Origin of the sequence: Microbacterium sp. B24 (genome assembly GCF_000333415.1) — a bacterium.
In the GTDB taxonomy this organism is placed as follows: domain Bacteria; phylum Actinomycetota; class Actinomycetes; order Actinomycetales; family Microbacteriaceae; genus Microbacterium.
The window spans coordinates 1-793 of the sequence record NZ_BADB01000526.1 but is presented as its reverse complement, the minus strand read 5'-3'; the positions used below and the strand labels follow the sequence as shown (position 1 = coordinate 793).

General features: G+C 73.1%; 1 protein-coding gene. It reads left to right on the top strand.

What is annotated here, in order from left to right; translation table 11 throughout:
* Nucleotides 1-60: 60 nt before the first annotated feature.
* Nucleotides 61-714, top strand: a complete 654-nt coding sequence (locus I5I_RS15560; protein ID WP_036321915.1) for an HAD family hydrolase — start codon at nt 61-63, stop codon at nt 712-714.
* Nucleotides 715-793 lie beyond the last annotated feature (79 nt).

Genomic DNA, 793 nt, shown 5'->3' with positions numbered 1-793 from the left:
CCTTCACTATGGACAAAGCGTCCAGCTTCACGGACGCGTTCGTCACCCGCAGGGAGATCCGTGCCTCGTCCCATTCTCATCTTCGACTTCGACGGTACCGTCGCCCTCGGCGACGGGCCGGTGCGCGCGTACGCCCGCGCCGTCGCCACCGAGGCCGGACTGTCGCCGTCGTTCGTCGATGAGATCGCCACCGGCCTCGCCGACGGCGACGACGCCATCGACGCCTACGACCTCGTGCGGGTGCGCGCCGTCGCGGCCGGAGCCGCCCCCGAGCACCTCGCGCGCGGCTACGCCGCCAGCCGCGCACAGCTCGCGTCCGACGACGCTCCCGTTCTCGCTCCCGAGGGCCTCGCCACCTTCCTCGCGACCGTCGACGCGGAGCGCATCCTGGTCACCAACGCGCCCGGCGTGCGCATTCCGGAGGCGCTGACGGCGCTCGCGCTGGAAGGGCTTTTCGACCGCGTCGTCGTCGACGCGGGCAAGCCCGACGGGCTCGCCGCGCTGCTGGACGAGCTGGATGCGGATGCCGAGGTGCTCGCCGTCGGCGACATCTGGCGCAACGACCTGGCTCCGGCCCACGCCCGCGGCCACGCGACGGCGCTGGTCGGCGGCTATCCCGACCCCGACGCCGCCCCGGACTTCCGCGCCGACACGCTTCCCGAACTCCTGCCCGCCCTCACCGAATGGGTTCGCGCCCGCGCGCGTACCCGCTGACCACTCCTCGATCCACCCCGACACCGAAGGACACCTCATGCGCATCACCCGCCTCCGACTCGCCGCGGTCGCCGCGACG